This is a genomic window from Dyadobacter subterraneus (assembly GCF_015221875.1).
In the GTDB taxonomy this organism is placed as follows: domain Bacteria; phylum Bacteroidota; class Bacteroidia; order Cytophagales; family Spirosomataceae; genus Dyadobacter; species Dyadobacter subterraneus.
This window is the reverse complement of record NZ_JACYGY010000002.1, coordinates 1,150,930-1,166,444: the sequence shown is the minus strand read 5'-3', so window position 1 is coordinate 1,166,444 and position 15,515 is coordinate 1,150,930. Positions and strand designations below refer to the sequence as shown.

The following is a 15,515-nucleotide window of genomic DNA, read 5'->3' as shown; positions in this document are numbered from 1 at the left end:
TTCTATTCAGGTTTGACTATTTTTACCAGCTGCATTTCATCTGTCATTTGCCCAAAGATCAATTCTTGTTAACTTCGCTTCTAATCAGCCATTACGATAATAAATAATGAGTCAGAATACTTCATCCAGAAAAATACATTTCATCTCCATAGGCGGGAGCGTTATGCACAATCTTGCCATTGCATTACACCAAAAAGGCTACATCGTTACCGGATCCGATGACGAAATTTATGAGCCATCGGTCAGCCGCCTGGCAAAACACAATCTCTTGCCAGCCGAAACAGGCTGGTTCCCGGAAAAAATTACGGCTGATCTTGAATCAGTGATTTTAGGAATGCATGCAAGAGAAGATAATCCTGAATTAAAAAAAGCACAGGAATTGGGTATTAAAGTTTATTCATATCCTGAATATATTTTTGAACAAAGCGTCGACAAACAGCGCGTTGTTATTGCCGGAAGTCATGGTAAAACAACTATCACTTCCATGATTCTGCATGTTCTGAATTTCAACAAACGTGTTTTCAATTATCTGGTTGGTGCTCAGATAGAAGGTTTTGAAAATATGGTGAAACTTTCTGATGATGCTCCCGTTATTGTCATTGAAGGAGATGAATATTTCACATCACCGCTGGACAGAACACCAAAATTCATGCATTACCAGCCGCATATGGCACTTATCAGCGGTATTGCCTGGGATCATTACAATGTTTTCCCGACCTGGGAATCTTACGTAAAACAATTTGAACTGCTTGCGGATTCCATTCCAAAAGCAGGTGCTATTGTTTTTGATCAAACTGACGATATGCTGGATGTAATTGGTCAAAAAGAGCGTGCTGATGTAGTAAGTGTTCCGTATGAGGCGCATCCTTACAAAATTGAAAACGGTAATACTTTCCTGATAACCATAGAAAATGGAGATATACCTGTTTTGATTTTTGGTGAACATAATATGAAAAACATCAGTGGCGCCAAAGCAATTTGCGAAAGATTGGGCCTTACTGACGAAGCATTTTATACCGCAATCCAGTCGTTTAAAGGTGCTTCAAAACGTATGGAATTGCTTGGAAGTAATGATAATGTAAATATTTACAGGGACTTTGCCCACGCGCCTTCTAAAGTTGAAGCCACAACAGCTGCTGTAAAAGCACAATTTCCGGATCGTAAATTAATTGCCGCTGCCGAACTACATACTTTCAGCAGTTTGAACAAAACATTTTTGAAACAATACCGTAGAAAAATGAATGCAGCGGATGTTGCGATCGTTTATTACAATCCTCTGACGTTAGAACATAAAAGACTGGAACCGATAACAGAATCGGATATTCGGGAAGCTTTCAAAAGAGAAGATCTGAATGTGTTTACAGATAGCAAAAAACTGGTCGATTTCCTGGAAGAGCAGGAATGGAAAAATACCAATTTGCTATTAATGAGCTCCGGAACTTTTGGAGAACTTGATTTCAAGTTACTGGCAGAAAGGATCCTTAAATAAATATTGCCGTCTTTAAATTAGAAAAAATGCAATCCATAGTAGTTTACTGCGGTTCAAATTTTGGTTCAAAGGCCATTTACAGTGAAAAAGCTTATGAACTTGGCCGGGAGCTGGCAAAGAAAAATATCAAACTGATATATGGCGGCGGAAATATGGGGCTGATGGGCCGTGTTTCGGATGGCGCGATGGAAAATGAAGGGTCTGCAACGGGAATTATTCCAAATTTTCTGGCACAGCTGGAAGTGGCAAATAAAACTCTGACCGAACTTCATTTTGTCGAAACCATGCATGAGCGTAAAGCGAAAATGGTTTCATTATCAGATGGCGTCATTGCTTTACCAGGCGGATTTGGAACACTGGATGAATTATTTGAAATACTTACCTGGTCGCAGTTAAAAATATTTAAAGGTCCGATCGGGCTTTTAAATATCAATGGCTTTTACGATCATCTCCTGGCTCATTTGGACAAGACAGTTGAAGAAGGATTTTTACATATTGAAAACCGGGAATTACTTCTGGTTGCCGATAATGCTCCTGAACTTCTCGAAAAAATGGAAGCATTTTACAAAAATTGAAAAGAAAATAAGCGGCAAGATAAATCGTTGTATTTCAAGACGGGAAGTAAAAATTTCGTTTTTCTTTTATAAAAAACACACCATATTCTCTGACAAAAAATGCGTCTCCCTCTGCTTTTTATATTTTCTGCGCTGATGATTTCGCCGGTCTGGGCTCAGTTGGAAAATCTTGGTAAAACGGTTAATACGGAATTCAATGAAATTGCCCCGATTATTTCTCCTGACGGCAAAACGATTTATTTTTCCAGGATCAGTCATCCGCAAAATACAAACGGGACAAAAGGCAGTCAGGATATCTGGTTTTCTGAACTGAAAAACGAAAAATGGACGCCGGCGCGCAGATTGCCATCTCCTTTGAATAAGGAAGAATATAACAGTCTTTACAGCATAACACCTGACGGAAATACACTTTTGATCAAAGGTGCTTACAAAGCCGGCGTTTACGAAACACGTGGATTTTCTATGAGTAAAAAAACTGCCAAAGGCTGGTCTGTTCCAAATAAAATTGATATTCCGAACTATGCTAAAATAAGTAAAGGGCAGTTTGATTGCGGTTATTTGTCGACAGACGGAAAATCGTTGGTGATGTCGTTCAGTGAAAAAAAGAATAGCAAAGTTGATGATCTGTATGTGAGTTTTAAACAAAAAAACGGAACCTGGACTAAGCCGATGAATCTTGGCCCGGAAATAAATACAGAAGATTTTACTGAAACAACACCATTTCTTGCTCCCGACGGTGTAACCCTTTATTTTTCCAGCGACCGGAAAGGAAGCCAGGGAAGTAATGATATTTATTACAGCAAACGCATCGACAAATCCTGGAAAAGATGGAGCCGACCGGTAAATCTTGGTCCTGCTATCAATACCGATGGTTATGACGCTTACTACACCATTTCCGCTGCTGGTGATTATGCTTACATGATTTCTTTCAAAGACACGGAAGGAAAAGGTGATGTGGTGAGATACAATTTGCAGCCAAAACCTGTTCCCGGCGATACTGCAAAAGCACAGCCTAATTTGCCTACATCTGATCCTGTGGTCATGATCAGCGGTAAAGTAATTGATTCAAAAACGGGTAAACCGATAGAGGCTACCATTATTTACGAAACCTTGCCGGATGGTGAAGAAGCAGGTACAGCGACTACAAATCCAGTGACAGGGGAATATAAAATCGTACTTCCGTACGGTCAAAAATATAGTATGCGTGCCGTTGCACCGAATTTTATCGCCGAAGGAGAAAGTGTCGATTTAACAGATTCGACAACAACCGGAAAAGGGAAAAACTATAAGGAAATTTCAAACAAATCATTAAAATTAATCCCGATTGAAGAAGGACAAATTGTTCGTTTGAACAACATTTTCTTCGCTTTTGGCAAGGCGACACTTAACACAGAATCCTTCCCGGAACTGGATCGTATAGCGATTACGATGAATGAGAATAAAAAATTGTTTATTGAAATCGGCGGACATACGGATAATATTGGCGGCAATGAGGCCAACCTTAAACTTTCACAAGATCGTGCTGATGCGGTGCGTGAACATTTGATCGGCAAAGGTATTGAACCGGATCGCGTGGCGAGTAAAGGATATGGAGAAACCATGCCGGTTGCTAAAAATGATACGCCGGAAGGCCAACAGACAAACCGGCGCGTAGAATTCAAGATCTTGAAGAAATAGGAATTTCGATTTCCTGACCAACGTCTTCTGTTTTCCTTTTTATTGTTTTCAATCCAAAAAGAAAGCGTAAAAAGTTAAACCGTTTGATCAGGAAATGGTAAAGTACCAGACATACCAGAAATGTGGTAACTGCGAGATAAATAAATTTCAGCCAGATTGGCAAGACAGAATTTATCAACGGATAAGCCAGACAAATAATGACAGTCTGGTGCAAAATGTAAAACGGATAAACCGCTTCATTGGCGTATTTGAGAAATCTGTTTGTGAATTGCAGATATAAATAGGCATATCCAAAAAATGACAACAGGACGCACCAGGCGTTTGTAGTGCGGATTATTGAATAAAACATCCATTCCCAGGCTGGTAATTCTCTGTCGCTTAACCAGTAAACTGAATACAGAATAGTTGTTAGCACTATCCATATTCCCAGAGTTAGTTTTCTGTATTTAACCAGTGTTTCCCAAAAAGCTGTCTGCGTACATAAAATAAATCCGCAGATAAATAAAGTCAGGGAATGGAAATGATTGTTCCAGTCGTGAACAAGGTTGTTTGTGTTTGGAAATCTTTCACCCAAAAACTTTTCGCCGATAAAATGCCAGATAACGGGTATAACAATCAACGCAAAAGGATTACGGAAAAATTTCGCCCATTTCGCAGTCATTTGCGGACGTTTCTTTATAAATAATAACAGCGGCAAAGTCAGTAAAGAATAAAAGAAAATATACACCAGATACCACAAATGGTGCCAGCTGAAATTGCCGTGAGGATAGGAATGAAATTGAAAAACCGTTTTGTAAAATTCTCCGTAGGAATATGTTTCACCCTGTGTTAATCTTTCAAAAAATATCTGCGGCGGAACAATTACAAACATCCCAAAAAGCAAGGGAATAAAAATTCTGATAAATCGCTCCGAAAGAAAGGATTTTGAACTCCGGTTTTCCAAAGCAAAATACACACCTGCTCCCGAAATCATAAACAAAAGTGCCATCCGCCACATACTCGTAAAGCGCATCGGCAACTCGATTGCAGAATTGATTTCATTGTTTTTGATATGCCATCCCCAGGAATTAAAAAACATCCCGACATGAAAGAAAATCAGGATCAGAAAAGCGATTACTCTTAGCCAGTCAAGATCGTAACGGCGTATTGGAGAAATTTGCGGCTGGTTTAAAATTGGATTTTTCATTTGACTATTTTTTTAATTGATAGCCAAAATTACCCCCTTGCTGAGCCCTGAGAAGCATGTGCGTATCAGTCAGACGTTCTTCCCGATAGATCAGAACATCAAAAAAATCTATTTTACGCTTTGTTTTTTGAATTCTGATGGGGTCAATCCCGTATTTTTCCGGAATGCAGTGTTGAAGGCGGATTTGGAATTGTAACCCACCATTTGTGCAATTTCTTCAATCTTTATATAGCTGCTATCTTCCGCGCAAAGCAAAACTTTTGCTTCTGCAATCCGGTGTGAAGCGAGGAAATCAAAAAAAGTTTGTCCCAGTTCTTCATTCAAAATCTGGGATAAATGATGCGTGGAAATACCAAGTCGTTTTGCCAAAGCGGGCATAGAAAATCCTGCATCCAGAAAAGGTTTTTCAGTCTTCATGATCTCTTCCAGCTTTTTCAAAGTGGAAGTTTGGAGTTCTTCGGTTAAAGACGATTTTTCATACTTTTTGACAACTCTCGTATTGTTTTCCTGAAAAAACATAGATCTGCTAAATACCGTTAAGCTTGTTGCATAAATAATCAGCGTGATCAAAGCAGCAATAATATGGTCTCCGAGATCACTGTTAAAAGAAATTCGGATGATCAAAAAAGCAAGAACCAGTGTAACAAGTTGTAAATGAAATCTCCGATACCAGGATAAGGCTGTTTTCTCACGCGTAAAAAATGAGTATCCTATTTTATCATAAGCCTTTTTCAGCATGACGAAAACGGCAATATCATAACTGAACATGCTCAAAAAAGTGAAGTCACTAATATGCCGTTTTAGTAAAAACATCCAGTGTTCGCCATACATATCGGCCGAAATTCTGTTCATTTCAGGATGAAAAGCATCCACATTTGCGTTGTATTTATATTCGGCACTTTGTGGATAAACCAGTAAAGCCATGTAAATCAGATATGTACCAAACGGAATAAAATGAAGCCAGTCGCGATTCTTAAAATCCTGATTACTAATCGCTTTTTTGATATACAGATACGTTAGCGGAGCTAGCAGGAGATTTATTGGTTCAGTAGTATCGACAAGCCAAACCACTTTAAACATGTAATTGGTATAACCCAGCCATACATCCGTGATAATCAAGGATAAGCCTAGTAACAAAATTCCAAGCAGAAGATTTGGAAGCCGGTTGCCTTTACTATTTGATATAAAAAAATACGAAAGAAGTATTCCCTGGACAATACCAAGTAATATAACGATGGAAAAAAGATCCATACGGATTGGCGGAGCTGGGAACATAGTTTTTAACAGCATGTTCAAAGATACAAATCAGGAACTATCTTCGATATAATTACTTCATCTACATCACAGAACGCTTCTTTTTTACAAAATAAAAACAAGGAACTAACATTTTTTTAATCTTTCCAACTCGATTTTAACTGTACATTTGAGGAATAATTACTCCTTATGACTTCGAAAAAATCTCCGGCAATCGGATTTATATTTGTTACGCTTCTGATTGATGTAATTGGCCTTGGAATTATTATTCCGGTCATGCCAAAACTGATCAGCGAATTGGTTGGCGGCAGTTTGAGTGACGCCGCACGTTATGGAGGCTGGATTCTGTTTTCTTATTCCTTTGTTCAATTTATCTGTGCACCAATCGTTGGCGGATTAAGCGACCAGTTTGGTCGCAGACCTGTTCTGCTTGCTTCGTTGCTCGGTTTTGCTCTGGATTATATGTTTCTGGCTTATGCGCCAAGCATTGGATGGCTGTTTGTTGGCCGGATCATCGCCGGAATTATGGGTGCAAGTTTTACAACAGGCGCAGCCTATATCGCTGATGTAAGCTCACCGGAAAAACGTGCCCAGAATTTCGGACTTATTGGTGCAGCTTTCGGATTAGGATTTATTATTGGACCTGTTTTGGGAGGTTTATTAGGTCAATATGGATCGCGTGTTCCATTTTTAGCAGCAGGAGGACTTTCTTTAGTAAACTGGATATATGGATTTTTCATCCTTCCAGAATCCTTGAAACCTGAAAATCGCCGTAAGTTTAGTTGGGATCGTGCCAATCCTGCCGGTGCATTGAAAAATCTGCAACGTTATCCGGTTATTTCCGGACTTATTGTTTCGCTTGCACTATTGTACATTGCCAATCATGCCATTCAGAGCAACTGGTCGTACTACACCATGGAAAAATTCCATTGGGATGCCCAGATTATCGGATATTCCTTAGGAGCGATGGGTTTGTTGGGGGCAATTGTGCAAGGCGGACTTATCCGATTAATTATTCCAAAAATCGGTCAGAAAAAAGGTGTTTATATTGGCTTGTTCCTATATTCAGTAGGCTTTGTTTTATTTGCTTTTGCGGCAGAAACCTGGATGATGTTTGCTTTCATGATTCCTTATATTTTAGGAGGAATCGCCGGACCGTCATTGCAGGGACTTATTTCAACGCAGGTACCAGCAAATGAACAGGGAGAATTACAAGGTGCTATGACCAGTTTGATGAGTTTGACATCCATCATTGGTCCTCCGCTCATGAGCAATCTTTTCTATTTCTTCACAAAACCGACCGCTCCGTTTTATTTTCCGGGCGCACCTATGCTTACAGCGGCTGTACTGACTTTGGTCAGCGCATTTTTGGCAAGAAAAAGTTTGAAAAAGAATTTTTAGTAGGTATTGAAGAAACTCAAAGAAAGCAATAAAAGAAAAACTGTAACCCACAAAACATCTACAAAATGCCAGTAACGGGTTATTAATTTGAGTTTAAGACGATTGGGAGGATTGACACTATATACAAAAGAATCTACGTAAGCCCTGTTCTTCAATGCTTTTTTGAACATGATCCCAAGATAGATTACGCCGATCAGAATGTGGATTAAGTGTAAACCTGTGAGCAGATAAATAAATCCGAAAGAGGTGTTATTTTGATTGCCAAAACTTCTGCTTTCAATAATCTCCATCCAGCCGCCGCCTTGGAGTAACATGAACGTAATACCAAGTAGGAGTGTTGCGGCGAGAAAAATCCTGTAATGTAGAAAACGCTCCTGGACAAAAGCCAGATTTGCTTCGTGTAAAGTAATACTGCTGAAAAGAATAACCAGCGTACTCAACCAGAACATATCCGGCAAAGCTACAAAATGCCAGTTACCGCCATCAGCGCGAAGAATATATTCAAGAAAGATAATGCAAAACAAAAGCGAACTACCAATAACCCCTAGCCAAAGCATGAACCCGAAAGGTTCTCTGCGCTTTGTGAACGGGTTTTCTTTGTCTTTGGTAGAGTGTTTAGGACTCATTATTCAATCTCTTTATCAAAACAGGTTAATGACACGGGAATATAAGTTTTTATAACGACAATTTTTGTAGTACCGATACAACAAGGCCATAATTATTATTTCAAATAGCCCTGCCAAACTTTATATTGGCCAAAAATGCCGGACAAGTCGGTTTCTTCATCAAAAATACCATACAAAGTCGATCCCGATCCGCTCATCGCTGCATACTTTGCTCCTTTGTTATACAAACTTTCTTTTATTTTTTTCAATACAGGATATTTTGGAAATAAAGATGTTTCAAAATCATTTTTCACAACCTCTTTCCAGTTTTCCATAGGCGTCGTCAAAATCTCACGGAGATCATTTTCTGATCTTAACGGTTGAATTCCCGCATATGCTTCGGCCGTTGAAATATGCAGTTCAGGATTAACCAAAACGATCCATTTTCCTGCCAGGTTTAGACCGATTTCTTCAAAGCGGTCACCCTTCTCAAAACAGTAAACAGGTTTGTTTTCTATAAAAAAGGCACAGTCACTGCCTAATCTACGCGCATAATCCAGTTGTTTTTCCAAAGAAATTTCTAAGCCGAATAATTCGTTTAACACCTTTATCGTAAATGCCGCGTCCGATGAGCCTCCGCCTAATCCTGCACCAATTGGTACGGCTTTGAGCAACTGAATACTGACCGGCTCAACATCATAATCCTCTGCCAGCATGTAATACGCCCTTGAACAAAGATTCGTTGCCGGATCTCCGGGAATATTTATTCCATCCGATTGAAACGAAAAACTTTCAGCCGGTAGAATTTCCAATGCATCAGACCAGCCAACCGGATAAAAACACGATTCAATATTATGAAATCCGTCCTGTCTTTTTTCAACAATATTGAGTCCGATATTAATTTTTGCGTTTGGAAAAACAACCATGGATTTTAAAATTTTGTAAGCCATGACAAATATCCGCAGTAATCTTTTGAAGTGGTATTGAAGATTTGAAATAAGTGTTAAAATTTGTTTGCTTTCCTTTTCAACCTTTGATAAAACCTCTCAATTGGAAAACACGATCAAAAAAATCCGTCAGCTTGGTTTAAGTGAAAATTCATTATCCGACTTTATATCGATTCTTGAAAAAGTTGAATATCCGAAAGGTCATGTATTGATCAAGGCCGGACGAATTGAACGTAGTGTTTATTTTGTTGAAACCGGTATTGCCCGCGCTTATCTGGACAAAGAAGACAGAGAAGTGACGTTTTGGTTTGGTGCAGAATCGGATGTTTTACTTTCCTACAATAGTTTTTTTCTGGGTTTACCGGGTTATGAAAGTATCGAATTACTTGAAGATTCGGTACTTTATAAAATTTCAAATGAGGTATTACAAAAGCTTTACAGCTCCGATCTGGAAATTGCTAACTGGGGACGAAAACTGGTTGAATCAGAATTGATCAAAACAGAAGAAAGATTTATTTCCAGGCAATTTAAAACGGCAACAGTGCGCTATGAAGATTTTATAAATTCTTATCCAAACGTTCTTCAAAGAGTTAATTTGGGACATATTGCCTCGTATCTTGGAATCAGCCAGGTTACACTAAGCCGAATCCGGGCGGAACTCAAATGATTTCATTTTTTAACATTTGTAAAATTTTATGTGGATAAACAGGCTGAACTTTGTGGACAAGAGCTCTTGGCATTTTAGCCATTAGCGTTTACAAATTTTGATTATGTACTGGATCATCTTAATAATAGCCGGCATTTTTGAAGTAGGTTTTACAACCTGTCTGAAACACTCTGACAATTTCACAAATCTGAAATGGAGCCTTGGCTTTTTTGTTTGTATTGTATTTAGTTTTCTTCTTTTGAATAAAGCAATACAAAGTATTCCGCTTGGTACCGCTTATGCCGTCTGGACTGGAATTGGCGCTGTCGGGACTGTTATTATCGGGATTATTTTTTATAAAGATCCCGCAGATTTCTGGCGAATGTTTTTTATCACTTTATTGATTGGCTCAATCGTAGGCATAAAAATGGTCTCGAAATCGTAATTCCGAGACCATTTTTTAAACTCGATACATTCAAATTATCATTCTCCCCATCTCCACTCCTGCCCGATCACGAGCTCTTGTTTCAAACCCTGAGAAATCAAATAATCTCTTGTTTTAGTATCTGAGAGCTTTTTGCCCGGGATTTTATCTGCGTTTGAAAGCGCATATAAACACATGGCTGCTATACGAACTGTGTTTTCAAGCTGATCTTTATTAACAAGTTTAAAATCATCACAATCAGCATGGTAACATTGGATAACTTCCGGAGCAAGTGTACCGGAAAGTCCCGCAACCGGAATTCCTTCCAACATAAATGGCTGATGATCACTATGTAAACCGGCTCTGTTAGCTTGTTCGTTTTTATAACCTGCATCAACAGTGTGAATAGCTTCGCCGACACCTTTGAAGAAATCTGTCATTTCATCTTTTCCAAAAGCATTGATTCCTTTTGGATCGTTGGTCATGTCAAGGTTCATCATATACGCGACTTTGTCAACCTGTCCGGTACGTTTTAACTCACTGACAAAATGTTTTGATCCTAACAATCCCTGCTCTTCACCCATGAACAAAACAAATTGAATGGTGCGTTCAGGCTTGATTTTCAAAGCTTTGAAAGCACGTGCAATGTCCATCACAGCAAATGAACCGATACCATTATCGATAGCGCCAGTTGCCAGATCCCATGAATCAAGGTGACCGCCGATGATAATTTTCTCGTCCGATTTTCCTTTCAAAGTTGCAATTACATTTCTCGCTTTGATCTGTTTTGAAATGTTGTGCATATCAATATGCGCCTGCAACGGACCTTCATCTTTCAACCAGCCACGGATTTCTTTTCCGCTATCGTTTGAAACACAAACCGCTGGAATAGAAATAATTGCACCTGTAACCGAGGCAGTTCCTGTCAGCAAAATTTTGCCGGGAGCCTGGTTTACCATGATAATTCCGTCGGCACCATATTTAATAGCAAGAGCGGTTTTTTCAGAACGATGCAAATTCTTTTTGCCCGTCACGCCTACTACTCCGATATTGGCCAGAACAATTTTGCCCTTAACCTTATCTTTCAGTGCTTCAAAATCTTCTTCCAGACCATTCCCAACATCCACAATCTCACCTTTAAGATTTGACTGAACCGGTGAATGGGCCAGAGAAACCACGGGCACATCACGGAAATTGTCGCTGCTTCCGGGAACAATACTAAGCGTTACAGTATCGCGCATCCAGGCTTCCACTTCGAAAGGCTGGTAGGCAACGTCTGTAAAACCATAACTTTTTAATAATTTGTAAGCATATTCTTCGGCTTTTTCACCATTTGCACTGCCCGTCAGCCTGTGGCCAATGGTCTGTGTGGCGCTGCCCAAAGTTTCGTATGCTTTACTGTTCTTTCTTACTTCGGTGTCAAGACGTGTAAAAGTTTTTTCCCATTTTTTGTCATCTGAATTAAACCCGGTGGCTAAAAAGAATAATCCGCCGGCTACCGCAACCAATATTATTTTTTTCATAATTTCCTATAAAAGGACGATGTAGATTTACGAAATCTAAGTTAGCAAAGAATTTGATTTTTATTATCTATGGAAAATAACTTAAACTAAAATTAGATTTAAGATGCAACAAGAGTTTTGAAAGAATCATTTAAAACAAGGTAAAAATTGGTGTTTTAAGTTTTTAAATAAAATAGTGGATCATCATTTTTTTTAAAGTGTAATATATACACTTATTATTTATTGTAATATCCAACAAATTCAACAATTTTGCATTTCTGATTTTAATCTGTTAATATTTATAATTTTTCCAATAAACCGACTAACCGCAAACTACCAATATGTATTTCCTGGGATTCGATTTAGGCAGTTCATCTATCAAGGCATGTCTCCTGCATGCAGACACCGGCCAGGTGATAGCTTCGGCTTTTTATCCTGAAAAAGAAATGGCTATTGCCGCGCCAAAGCCAGGTTTTGCAGAGCAGCAGCCTGAACAATGGTGGGAAAACGCATGTCTTGCATCCAGAGCGGTCATGCAACAATCCGGAATTTCTCCTGATTACGTTGGCGCCATCGGAATTTCCTATCAAATGCACGGTTTGGTCGTTGTTGACAAGGATTTAAACGTACTGCGTCCATCCATTATCTGGTGCGATAGTCGTGCTGTTGAAATTGGAAACAAAGCGATGGAAGCGATTGGGGAGAAGACCGTTTTACCACATTTGCTGAATTCCCCAGGTAATTTTACGGCTTCAAAACTTGGTTGGGTTAAACAAAATGAGCCCGATGTATATGCCAAAGTGCATAAATTCATGCTTCCGGGAGATTACCTGGCAGCTAAGATGACTAGTGAAATTGTCACTACACCTTCGGGATTATCTGAAGGAATTTTCTGGGACTTTAAAGAAGAAAAACCGGCCGATTTTCTTTTGGATTATTTCGGTTTTGACAAAAATCTGATTGCCAATGTTTTGCCAACCTTTTCTGAGCAAGGAAAACTGACGGCGGGGTCAGCAGCTGCTTTGGGTTTGAAAGCAGGAATACCTATTACATACCGCGCTGGTGATCAACCCAATAATGCATTTTCTTTAAATGTTTTAAACCCCGGGGAAGTAGCAGCAACGGCAGGGACTTCGGGTGTTGTATACGGTGTAAGTGATCAGATAAAATTTGATGAAAAATCCAGGGTTAATACTTTTCTTCATGTAAATCATACCGTTGAAGCGCCGCGTTATGGTGTTTTACTTTGTGTAAACGGGACAGGAAGTTTGAACAGCTGGTTGAGAAATACATTATTACAAGGCAACATTTCCTATCCTGAAATTAACAATTTGGCGGCTCAGTCGCCGGTTGGTTCGGATGGATTAATTTGTCTTCCGTTTGGTAATGGCGCAGAACGAATGCTTGAAAACCAGGATCCGGGGGCCAATTTCCGTGGTCTACAGTTCAGCCGTCATGGTATCAGTCATTGGACGCGCTCCGCTCAGGAAGGAATTGTTTTCGCACTTTATTATGGTATGGAAGTAATGGAAACGCTTGGCGTTTCATTGAAAAATATCAGAGCTGGTGAAGCAAATATGTTTTTAAGCCACGTTTTCCGGGAAACTTTTGCAAATGTTTCCGGAGCAACCGTTGAACTTTTCAATACTGACGGAGCACAGGGAGCTGCCCGTGCCGCAGGTTTGGGATTGGGTTATTACAAAAATCGTAACGAAGCTTTCACTGGTTTAACCGCAGTTCGTACCATCGAACCGGACTCTTCTTTAACGGAAGTCACAAAAGAGGCTTATGGAAAATGGAAGGAAGCACTTGTAAAAGAAGTTTAAAAGAACAAGTTTAAAGTATATCTAGGGGCTGACCAAAAAGAGTTCTTTGATTTATAAATAAAAGATCTTCATTTTGATTTTTAGCTTCGTTATTTAATTGATTTATAAAAAATGGCCGGAAAGTACTCTTAAGAGCAGCTATCTGGCCATTTTTTCTACTTAGGCTGCTGATTTTTGTCTTTTAAGATGCAGTTTTCTCAGGTTGTGGGCCATAGCAACCAAGGTAAACTCAGTAGTTACCTTTTTAAGACCTCTAAGATGGAAGCGGCGAAAACCCATGTTGGCTTTTATGTCGCCAAAGCAGCTTTCTATTTCAATACTTCTTCGTCTGCGGAGCTCAAAACCTTTCTGTGAGTTAAGGTTGTCCCGTGCCTGTTGCTTGTATTGGTCAAGCTGCTCATTAACTTTGAGTGTACGGTTATGCCCTTGGGTAGATTTACAACAGCGTTCGTAGAATGGGCAACCCGTGCAGTCTGTACATTCGTATTCCTTTATATGTGACTGATAACCTGTTTTTTTATGTGTATGCTTATAGCTGCTTCGAAAAGTAAGCTGCTGCTTATTGGGGCAGGTATAGCTATCTGCAGCGGGATCGTAATAGAAATTCTCTTTTAAAAAAGGGTTATTCTTATAGGATTTCTTTTGCTCATTATGGAACTGGGGGAATTTCAAATAATTGTTTATCCCCTTGTTTTCCAGTAGCTCATAATTCTCTTCGGTACCAAAGATGCTGTCAGCAATGATGTTTTCAGGGGTCACAGACTGCTGAACTGACAGCTGATCCAAGTGGTCTTTGAAGCAGGTGCCGTCATTGGTGTTCTGGTGCAGGCTTACGCCGGTAATAAACTGATCTTCACATCCCGCCAGCACATTATATGCGGGCAGTACCTCAACCTTATTTTTCATCATCATCGCACTGGCGTCCTGATCTGTTACATTATAGCCACTGCGGCTGCCCGCGATAAGAATCTGCTGCTCGTATTTCTCAATCCGATCTGCTGTTTCTACCAGTTGTTTGCCCAGGCTTTGGGCTTTGCGTTTTGTTTTTTTGACGCTGGTATTCTTAATCTTTTCATTGAGCTGGTCAATCTGATTGGCCAGGACCTGCCGGCTAACAGGCTGTGATCCATATTCTTCAAGATCTTTATTTCCGTAGGTAAAATCTTCGGATGCATTCAGCGCATCAATCTCTTTGAGCAGCTGCTGGCATTTCTGTTCTGCTGATGCCTTATACCGGAGGGCATTCTTCTTCCAGACCATCTTGTGCTTATTGGCATCGGCCATAAATGGGCTGCCATCACAGAAATAGTGCTCCATTTTGATATACTTGTGTTCCATCAAAAACACCAGCATGGAGCTGAACAGCACTTCAATCACTTCTTTGGCTTTGCTGCTCCGGAAAGTATTGATGGTCCGAAAATCGGGCCGGCTCATACTGCTCAGCCAGAAGAAATGGATGTCCTGACCCAGGGCACGGGCTATCTTTCTGCCAGTATATATCTTGATGCAATACGCATAAAGTAAGACTTTCAGCAGCATCCGCGGATGGTATGCGCTGGTTCCCCCACCTTCATAAAGGTTCATCAGCTCTGTGATATCCATCCGTTCAACTACTTCATTAACAACCCGTACCAAATGCGTAGGAGGTATCAGTTCTTCAAGAGAAGGTGGTAAAAATAATAGCTGCTGCGGGCAGTATTCTTTAAAGACGATAGATTTTTTTATCTTGCTCATGTATTTCTAATGTGGTAATTAAAAATACAAAAAAGCCCTCTATCTACAAAGTAGATAAAGGGCTTTGGCTTTTTGGTCAGCCCCTCAGCCTAATAACAGCTTCACTATTTTATAACCGATTCTGATTTTTTGCAGTCAGGTGCTCATAAAAATATTCCACAAGCGAATAAAATATTACCTATTTGAAATTTCTAATCAAATATTGAATAAAACCAATTATTTATTAAATATTTCCGTTAAAATATCTTC

At 39.6% G+C, this 15,515-nt stretch carries 13 protein-coding genes; 7 read left to right on the top strand and 6 right to left on the bottom strand.

The window, feature by feature from the left end:
• Nucleotides 1-106: 106 nt before the first annotated feature.
• From IEE83_RS30410 to IEE83_RS30400, 3 genes are all read left to right on the top strand, one after another.
• Entirely contained in the window at nucleotides 107-1,489 is a 1,383-nt protein-coding gene (locus IEE83_RS30410; protein ID WP_194124473.1) for a UDP-N-acetylmuramate--L-alanine ligase, read from the top strand.
• Nucleotides 1,490-1,515: 26 nt separating this feature from the next.
• Nucleotides 1,516-2,064, top strand: a complete 549-nt coding sequence (locus IEE83_RS30405; protein ID WP_194124472.1) for an LOG family protein — start codon at nucleotides 1,516-1,518, stop codon at nucleotides 2,062-2,064.
• Between the two features lie 99 nt (nucleotides 2,065-2,163).
• The gene (locus IEE83_RS30400) at nucleotides 2,164-3,741 is read left to right on the top strand and encodes an OmpA family protein (protein WP_194124471.1); all 1,578 of its coding nucleotides are present in this window, start codon (nucleotides 2,164-2,166) and stop codon (nucleotides 3,739-3,741) included.
• Here the strand turns inward: IEE83_RS30400 and IEE83_RS30395 are convergent.
• Nucleotides 3,722-4,927 (bottom strand): acyltransferase family protein, encoded by a 1,206-nt coding sequence (locus IEE83_RS30395; protein ID WP_194124470.1) that lies wholly within the window; start codon nucleotides 4,925-4,927, stop codon nucleotides 3,722-3,724. The two genes, IEE83_RS30400 and IEE83_RS30395, sit on opposite strands and share 20 nt — an antisense overlap.
• Before the next feature lie 108 nt (nucleotides 4,928-5,035).
• Nucleotides 5,036-6,202 (bottom strand): helix-turn-helix domain-containing protein, encoded by a 1,167-nt coding sequence (locus IEE83_RS30390; protein WP_228102142.1) that lies wholly within the window; start codon nucleotides 6,200-6,202, stop codon nucleotides 5,036-5,038.
• A gap of 168 nt (nucleotides 6,203-6,370) precedes the next feature.
• Here IEE83_RS30390 and IEE83_RS30385 point away from each other — a divergent pair, with 168 nt between their 5' ends.
• Entirely contained in the window at nucleotides 6,371-7,582 is a 1,212-nt protein-coding gene (locus IEE83_RS30385) for a TCR/Tet family MFS transporter (protein ID WP_194124469.1), read from the top strand.
• On the opposite strand, the gene IEE83_RS30380 is transcribed toward IEE83_RS30385, so the two are convergent.
• Complete coding sequence (locus IEE83_RS30380; RefSeq protein ID WP_194124468.1) at nucleotides 7,579-8,208, bottom strand: cytochrome c oxidase subunit 3; 630 nt, start codon at nucleotides 8,206-8,208, stop codon at nucleotides 7,579-7,581. The two genes, IEE83_RS30385 and IEE83_RS30380, sit on opposite strands and share 4 nt — an antisense overlap.
• A gap of 95 nt (nucleotides 8,209-8,303) precedes the next feature.
• Nucleotides 8,304-9,113, bottom strand: a complete 810-nt coding sequence (ispE, locus tag IEE83_RS30375; RefSeq protein WP_194124861.1) for a 4-(cytidine 5'-diphospho)-2-C-methyl-D-erythritol kinase — start codon at nucleotides 9,111-9,113, stop codon at nucleotides 8,304-8,306.
• Nucleotides 9,114-9,237: 124 nt separating this feature from the next.
• On the opposite strand from ispE, the gene IEE83_RS30370 reads away from it, so the two are divergent.
• On the top strand, nucleotides 9,238-9,801 hold the full coding sequence (locus IEE83_RS30370; RefSeq protein ID WP_194124467.1) for a Crp/Fnr family transcriptional regulator: 564 nt from the start codon (nucleotides 9,238-9,240) through the stop codon (nucleotides 9,799-9,801).
• Nucleotides 9,802-9,904: 103 nt separating this feature from the next.
• Nucleotides 9,905-10,225, top strand: a complete 321-nt coding sequence (locus IEE83_RS30365) for a DMT family transporter (RefSeq protein WP_194124466.1) — start codon at nucleotides 9,905-9,907, stop codon at nucleotides 10,223-10,225.
• Nucleotides 10,226-10,263: 38 nt separating this feature from the next.
• Here IEE83_RS30365 and IEE83_RS30360 read toward each other — a convergent pair whose 3' ends face one another.
• Nucleotides 10,264-11,727 (bottom strand): M20/M25/M40 family metallo-hydrolase, encoded by a 1,464-nt coding sequence (locus IEE83_RS30360; RefSeq protein ID WP_194124465.1) that lies wholly within the window; start codon nucleotides 11,725-11,727, stop codon nucleotides 10,264-10,266.
• Nucleotides 11,728-12,047: 320 nt separating this feature from the next.
• Here IEE83_RS30360 and IEE83_RS30355 point away from each other — a divergent pair, with 320 nt between their 5' ends.
• Entirely contained in the window at nucleotides 12,048-13,532 is a 1,485-nt protein-coding gene (locus IEE83_RS30355) for a xylulokinase (protein ID WP_194124464.1), read from the top strand.
• Between the two features lie 159 nt (nucleotides 13,533-13,691).
• Here the strand turns inward: IEE83_RS30355 and IEE83_RS30350 are convergent, their stop codons facing one another.
• Nucleotides 13,692-15,266: an IS1182 family transposase gene (locus tag IEE83_RS30350; protein ID WP_194119464.1), complete on the bottom strand. Its 1,575-nt coding sequence runs from the start codon at nucleotides 15,264-15,266 to the stop codon at nucleotides 13,692-13,694.
• Nucleotides 15,267-15,515 lie beyond the last annotated feature (249 nt).

Excerpts from the sequence above, each read along its gene's own strand:
- IEE83_RS30410 (WP_194124473.1), top strand. The coding sequence starts at position 107 with ATGAGTCAGAATACTTCATCCAGAAAAATACATTTCATCTCCATAGGC.
- IEE83_RS30405 (WP_194124472.1), top strand. The coding sequence starts at position 1,516 with ATGCAATCCATAGTAGTTTACTGCGGTTCAAATTTTGGTTCAAAGGCC.
- IEE83_RS30400 (WP_194124471.1), top strand. The coding sequence starts at position 2,164 with ATGCGTCTCCCTCTGCTTTTTATATTTTCTGCGCTGATGATTTCGCCG.
- IEE83_RS30395 (WP_194124470.1), bottom strand. The coding sequence starts at position 4,927 with ATGAAAAATCCAATTTTAAACCAGCCGCAAATTTCTCCAATACGCCGT.
- IEE83_RS30390 (WP_228102142.1), bottom strand. The coding sequence starts at position 6,202 with ATGTTCCCAGCTCCGCCAATCCGTATGGATCTTTTTTCCATCGTTATA.
- IEE83_RS30385 (WP_194124469.1), top strand. The coding sequence starts at position 6,371 with ATGACTTCGAAAAAATCTCCGGCAATCGGATTTATATTTGTTACGCTT.
- IEE83_RS30380 (WP_194124468.1), bottom strand. The coding sequence starts at position 8,208 with ATGAGTCCTAAACACTCTACCAAAGACAAAGAAAACCCGTTCACAAAG.
- ispE (WP_194124861.1), bottom strand. The coding sequence starts at position 9,113 with ATGGTTGTTTTTCCAAACGCAAAAATTAATATCGGACTCAATATTGTT.
- IEE83_RS30365 (WP_194124466.1), top strand. The coding sequence starts at position 9,905 with ATGTACTGGATCATCTTAATAATAGCCGGCATTTTTGAAGTAGGTTTT.
- IEE83_RS30360 (WP_194124465.1), bottom strand. The coding sequence starts at position 11,727 with ATGAAAAAAATAATATTGGTTGCGGTAGCCGGCGGATTATTCTTTTTA.
- IEE83_RS30355 (WP_194124464.1), top strand. The coding sequence starts at position 12,048 with ATGTATTTCCTGGGATTCGATTTAGGCAGTTCATCTATCAAGGCATGT.
- IEE83_RS30350 (WP_194119464.1), bottom strand. The coding sequence starts at position 15,266 with ATGAGCAAGATAAAAAAATCTATCGTCTTTAAAGAATACTGCCCGCAG.